This window comes from Sphingomonas yabuuchiae, assembly GCF_014199595.1.
GTDB classification, from domain to species: Bacteria; Pseudomonadota; Alphaproteobacteria; order Sphingomonadales; family Sphingomonadaceae; genus Sphingomonas; species Sphingomonas yabuuchiae.
In genome coordinates, this window is record NZ_JACHNX010000044.1 from 1 (window position 1) to 5635 (window position 5635).

3 tRNA genes and 3 rRNA genes are annotated in these 5635 nt (G+C 54.8%); all 6 read right to left on the reverse strand.

Annotation, left to right across the window (positions count from 1 at the left end):
• The 6 genes from GGQ89_RS19530 to GGQ89_RS19555 all read right to left on the reverse strand — a co-directional run bounded on the left by GGQ89_RS19530 (position 1) and on the right by GGQ89_RS19555 (position 5405).
• Positions 1-77 (reverse strand) — tRNA-Met (locus tag GGQ89_RS19530).
• Between the two features lie 56 nt (positions 78-133).
• Positions 134-248 (reverse strand): 5S ribosomal RNA (gene rrf, locus GGQ89_RS19535).
• Between the two features lie 133 nt (positions 249-381).
• Positions 382-3173 (reverse strand): 23S ribosomal RNA (locus GGQ89_RS19540).
• Between the two features lie 299 nt (positions 3174-3472).
• Positions 3473-3548, reverse strand: a tRNA-Ala gene (locus GGQ89_RS19545).
• A gap of 119 nt (positions 3549-3667) precedes the next feature.
• Positions 3668-3744, reverse strand: a tRNA-Ile gene (locus GGQ89_RS19550).
• A gap of 172 nt (positions 3745-3916) precedes the next feature.
• A 16S ribosomal RNA gene (locus GGQ89_RS19555) occupies positions 3917-5405 on the reverse strand.
• The 16S, 23S and 5S rRNA genes sit together here with 3 tRNA genes alongside, the layout of an rRNA operon.
• Positions 5406-5635 lie beyond the last annotated feature (230 nt).

The window sequence follows — 5635 nt, forward strand, 5'->3', positions numbered from 1 at the left end:
TGGTTGCGGGGGCAGGATTTGAACCTGCGGCCTTCAGGTTATGAGCCTGACGAGCTACCGGGCTGCTCCACCCCGCGACGCTGTGGAAGGTGGTGAGACAAGTGAATGGGTTTTTGTATTCGCGGGCTGTAATGCCTGGCGACGCCCTACTCTTCCACTGCTTGAGCAGTAGTACCATTGGCGCAGTCGGGTTTCACGGCCGAGTTCGGGATGGGATCGGGTGGGACACCGACGCTATGGCCACCAGGCAATAGAGTCCGCGAATACTGACCCTCGAGGGTTGGCTCGAGGGTGATGGGTATAAAATCGATGCGTGCACTGGCTTGTATGATGACCGCACCCTGCCATCTAGCCCAGGGCTGATGGTGGGGGTGTGGAGCTCTCAAGCGCGAATAGGACAATTAGTATCGGTTAGCTCCATGCGTTACCGCACTTCCACATCCGATCTATCGAGGTCGTGGTCTTCGACCGTCCTGAGAAATCTTATCTTGAGGGAGGCTTCCCGCTTAGATGCTTTCAGCGGTTATCCCGTCCGTACATAGCTACCCTGCTGCGCCGTTGGCACGACGACAGGTACACCAGAGGTACGTTCAACCCGGTCCTCTCGTACTAGGGTCAACTCCTCTCAAATTTCGACGCCCACGGCAGATAGGGACCAAACTGTCTCGCGACGTTCTGAACCCAGCTCACGTACCACTTTAATTGGCGAACAGCCAAACCCTTGGGACCTGCTCCAGCCCCAGGATGTGATGAGCCGACATCGAGGTGCCAAACAACCCCGTCGATATGAGCTCTTGGGGGTTATCAGCCTGTTATCCCCGGCGTACCTTTTATCCGTTGAGCGATGGCCCTTCCACGAGGGACCACCGGATCACTATGACCGACTTTCGTCTCTGCTCGACTTGTCAGTCTCGCAGTCAGGCTGGCTTATGCCATTGCACTCTAACAGCCGGTTTCCAACCGGCCTGAGCCAACCTTCGCGCGCCTCCGTTACTCTTTAGGAGGCGACCGCCCCAGTCAAACTACCCGCCACAGAGGGTCCCTGTACCGGTTTCACGGTACGAGGTTAGACATTAAACAACAACAGGGTGGTATTTCACCTATGGCTCCACATCGGCTGGCGCCAATGCTTCAAAGCCTCCCACCTATGCTACACAGTTCTTGTCCAATGCCACTCTGAAGCTGCAGTAAAGGTGCACGGGGTCTTTCCGTCTAACCGCGGGTACTCCGCATCTTCACGGAGAATTCAATTTCGCTGAGCATGTCCTGGAGACAGTGGGGAAGTCGTTACGCCATTCGTGCAGGTCGGAACTTACCCGACAAGGAATTTCGCTACCTTAGGACCGTTATAGTTACGGCCGCCGTTTACCTGGGCTTCATTTCAGAGCTTGCACTCCTCCACTTAACCTTCAGGCACCGGGCAGGCGTCAGGCCCTATACGTCGTCTTGAAGCCGACTTAGCAGAGCCCTGTGTTTTTGCTAAACAGTCGCTACCCCCTGGCCTGTGCCCCCCATGAGAGCTTGCGCTTACATGGGGCCTCCTTCTTCCGAAGGTACGGAGGCAATTTGCCGAGTTCCTTCAGGACACTTCTCTCAAGCGCCTTGGTATACTCTACCTGACCACCTGTGTCGGTTTCGGGTACGGTCTATACGGTGGGGCTATTTCCCGGGACAGTTTCGAAGCCTGACCAATCCGATAAGGTCAGACAACACACACCATCCGTCACACACCACCAGGCCCACGAATATTAACGTGGTTCCCATCGACTACCCCCTTCGGGCTCGTCTTAGGGGCCGGCTCACCCTGCGCGGATTAGCCTTGCGCAGGAACCCTTGGTCTTTCGGCGAGAGGGCATCTCACCCTCTTTATCGCTACTCATGTCTGCATTCGCACTTCCGATACCTCCACGACCCATTACCAGATCGCTTCGCAGGCTTACGGAACGCTCCGCTACCGCGTACACGAAAGTGTACACCCTAAGCTTCGGTGCGTGTCTTGAGCCCCGTTACATCTTCGCCGCAGAAACCCTTGTTTAGACCAGTGAGCTGTTACGCTTTCTTTAAAGGATGGCTGCTTCTAAGCCAACCTCCTGGTTGTTTTGGGATTTCCACATGCTTTCCCACTTAGACACGACTTGGGGACCTTAGCTGTAGGTCAGGGCTGTTTCCCTTTTGACGACGGACCTTAGCACCCGCCGTCTGTCTCCCGAGTATCACTCATAGGTATTCGGAGTTTGGTTAGTATTGGTAGATCTCGCGACCCCCGCAACCATCCAGTGCTCTACCCCCTATGGTGTCCGCTCGAGGCACTACCTCAATAGTTTTCGCGGAGAACCAGCTATTTCCCGGCTTGATTGGCCTTTCACCCCTAAGCACAACTCATCCGGTAACTTTTCAACGTTAATCGGTTCGGACCTCCAGTGCGTGTTACCGCACCTTCATCCTGGTCATGCATAGATCGCCGGGTTTCGGGTCTAATACTTCAAACTATGTCGCCCTATTCAGACTCGCTTTCGCTGCGCCTACACCTATCGGCTTAAGCTTGCTTGAAACATTAAGTCACAGACCCATTATGCAAGAGGTACGCAGTCACCCCATAAAGAGGCTCCTACTGCTTGTAGGCAATCCGTTTCAGGTACTGTTTCACTCCCCTCATCGGGGTGCTTTTCACCTTTCCCTCACGGTACTAGTTCGCTATCGGTCATGTACGAGTATTTAGGCTTGGAGGGTGGTCCCCCCATGTTCAGACAGGATTACACGTGTCCCGCCCTACTCGAGTCCTTTCACATCAGTTTCGCATACGGGGCTGTCACCCGCTATGGCCACACTTTCCAGAGTGTTCTGCTACTTGAATGAAAGGCACTGGCCTGGTCCGCGTTCGCTCGCCACTACTAACGGAATCTCGGTTGATGTCTTTTCCTCCAGCTACTGAGATGTTTCAGTTCACCGGGTTCGCTTCTCGAAACCTATGTATTCAGTTAAGAGATACCTGAACCGCCTAACCCTGAACGCCATCGCTGACGTGCAAGATTAAACGGATAGGTGGGTTTCCCCATTCGGAAATCGTCGGGTCAAAGGTTGCTCACACCTCACCGACGCTTATCGCAGCGTGCCACGTCCTTCATCGCCTGTACATGCCAAGGCATCCACGAATTGCCCTTACCTCACGCTTGAGAGCCCACACCACCACCATCAACGCTGGGCTTGTCTCACGACAAAGCCGACTCGGCAGAGCAGCATTGGGTAGCTTATCGGTGTGGTCATTAAATACTCAGCCAGATATTGTGAATTGCCAGCCTGTCCGTTTGACTTGGCCTTACGGCCTCGCCTCACTTTCAAAGCCGACACCTTCACGGCATCGATTTTAAAAACCCATTCACAATGTCAAAGATGAACGCTCCTAGGCGTTCGCAACCGCTGCTCGCACAGCGGAACTGGTGTCTTCATCTCTAGGTTATGGCTTGGATAAGAGTGGTGGAGCTTATCGGGATCGAACCGATGACCTGATGCTTGCAAAGCAACCGCTCTCCCAGCTGAGCTAAAGCCCCTCACTCTCCGCACGCCGTCAGTCGCAGCAAAGCTGCGCCTTATGGCGCGCTATGTTGCGCTGGCCGTGCTGGGCTGCGTGCGAAATAGCTTGCGCTATTTCGTCTCGCTGCCTGCGCAGTGGTGGGCCGAGTAGGAGTTGAACCTACGACCTCACGCTTATCAGGCGTGCGCTCTAACCACCTGAGCTACCGGCCCCCTGCACTCACCGGCCATAAGGCCGCGAGGCGGTAAGCCAGCTCAAGCTATACTCCCCGTCAGGGAAGTAACCTAGGATGAAGGGACATGAGGACGGCGGATTGGAATGTCTTTGGAATGGGAGGAAGCTCTTTCGAACCGAAGCTCGACGCTTTCCGCCACGTTTCCTTAGAAAGGAGGTGATCCAGCCGCAGGTTCCCCTACGGCTACCTTGTTACGACTTCACCCCAGTCGCTGAACCCACCGTGGTCGCCTGCTTCCCTTACGGGTTGGCGCAACGCCTTCGGGTGAATCCAACTCCCATGGTGTGACGGGCGGTGTGTACAAGGCCTGGGAACGTATTCACCGCGGCATGCTGATCCGCGATTACTAGCGATTCCGCCTTCATGCTCTCGAGTTGCAGAGAACAATCCGAACTGAGACAACTTTTGGGGATTAGCTCGCCCTCGCAGGGTCGCTGCCCACTGTAGTTGCCATTGTAGCACGTGTGTAGCCCAGCGCGTAAGGGCCATGAGGACTTGACGTCATCCCCACCTTCCTCCGGCTTATCACCGGCGGTTCCTTTAGAGTACCCAACCAAATGATGGTAACTAAAGGCGAGGGTTGCGCTCGTTGCGGGACTTAACCCAACATCTCACGACACGAGCTGACGACAGCCATGCAGCACCTGTGTTCCAGTCCCCGAAGGGAAGAAAGGCATCTCTGCCAGTCGTCCGGACATGTCAAACGCTGGTAAGGTTCTGCGCGTTGCTTCGAATTAAACCACATGCTCCACCGCTTGTGCAGGCCCCCGTCAATTCCTTTGAGTTTTAACCTTGCGGCCGTACTCCCCAGGCGGATAACTTAATGCGTTAGCTGCGCCACCCAAGCACCAAGTGCCCGGACAGCTAGTTATCATCGTTTACGGCGTGGACTACCAGGGTATCTAATCCTGTTTGCTCCCCACGCTTTCGCACCTCAGCGTCAATACCAGTCCAGTCAGCCGCCTTCGCCACTGGTGTTCTTCCGAATATCTACGAATTTCACCTCTACACTCGGAATTCCACTGACCTCTCCTGGATTCAAGCGATGCAGTCTCAAAGGCAGTTCTGGAGTTGAGCTCCAGGCTTTCACCTCTGACTTACAAAGCCGCCTACGTGCGCTTTACGCCCAGTAATTCCGAACAACGCTAGCCCCCTCCGTATTACCGCGGCTGCTGGCACGGAGTTAGCCGGGGCTTATTCTCCCGGTACAGTCATTATCTTCCCGGGTAAAAGAGCTTTACAACCCTAGGGCCTTCATCACTCACGCGGCATTGCTGGATCAGGCTTTCGCCCATTGTCCAATATTCCCCACTGCTGCCTCCCGTAGGAGTCTGGGCCGTGTCTCAGTCCCAGTGTGGCTGATCATCCTCTCAGACCAGCTATGGATCGTCGGCTTGGTAGGCCTTTACCCCACCAACTACCTAATCCAACGCGGGCTCATCCTCTGGCGATAAATCTTTGGACTTTCGTCATCATCCGGTATTAGCAGCCGTTTCCAGCTGTTATTCCGAACCAAAGGGCAGATTCCCACGCGTTACGCACCCGTGCGCCACTAAACCCCGAAGGGCCTCGTTCGACTTGCATGTGTTAGGCATGCCGCCAGCGTTCGTTCTGAGCCAGGATCAAACTCTCAAGTTTGATGCTCGATCTTTGCCCGGTGGAATGACCAGACAAAAACCGCTCACTTCAAGGAGCCAATTCCTGCACATCACATATTCTTAGTGGATATGTAACGAGACATACGAACTGGCTTATTGCTTATTAACGATCCCCGAGCACCTTGAATGCCCAGAACAACCGCCAAGCCGCCGCCCGCATGTCCCTTCATCTAACCTACAATGTCAAAGAGCCCGACAACAAATACCGGC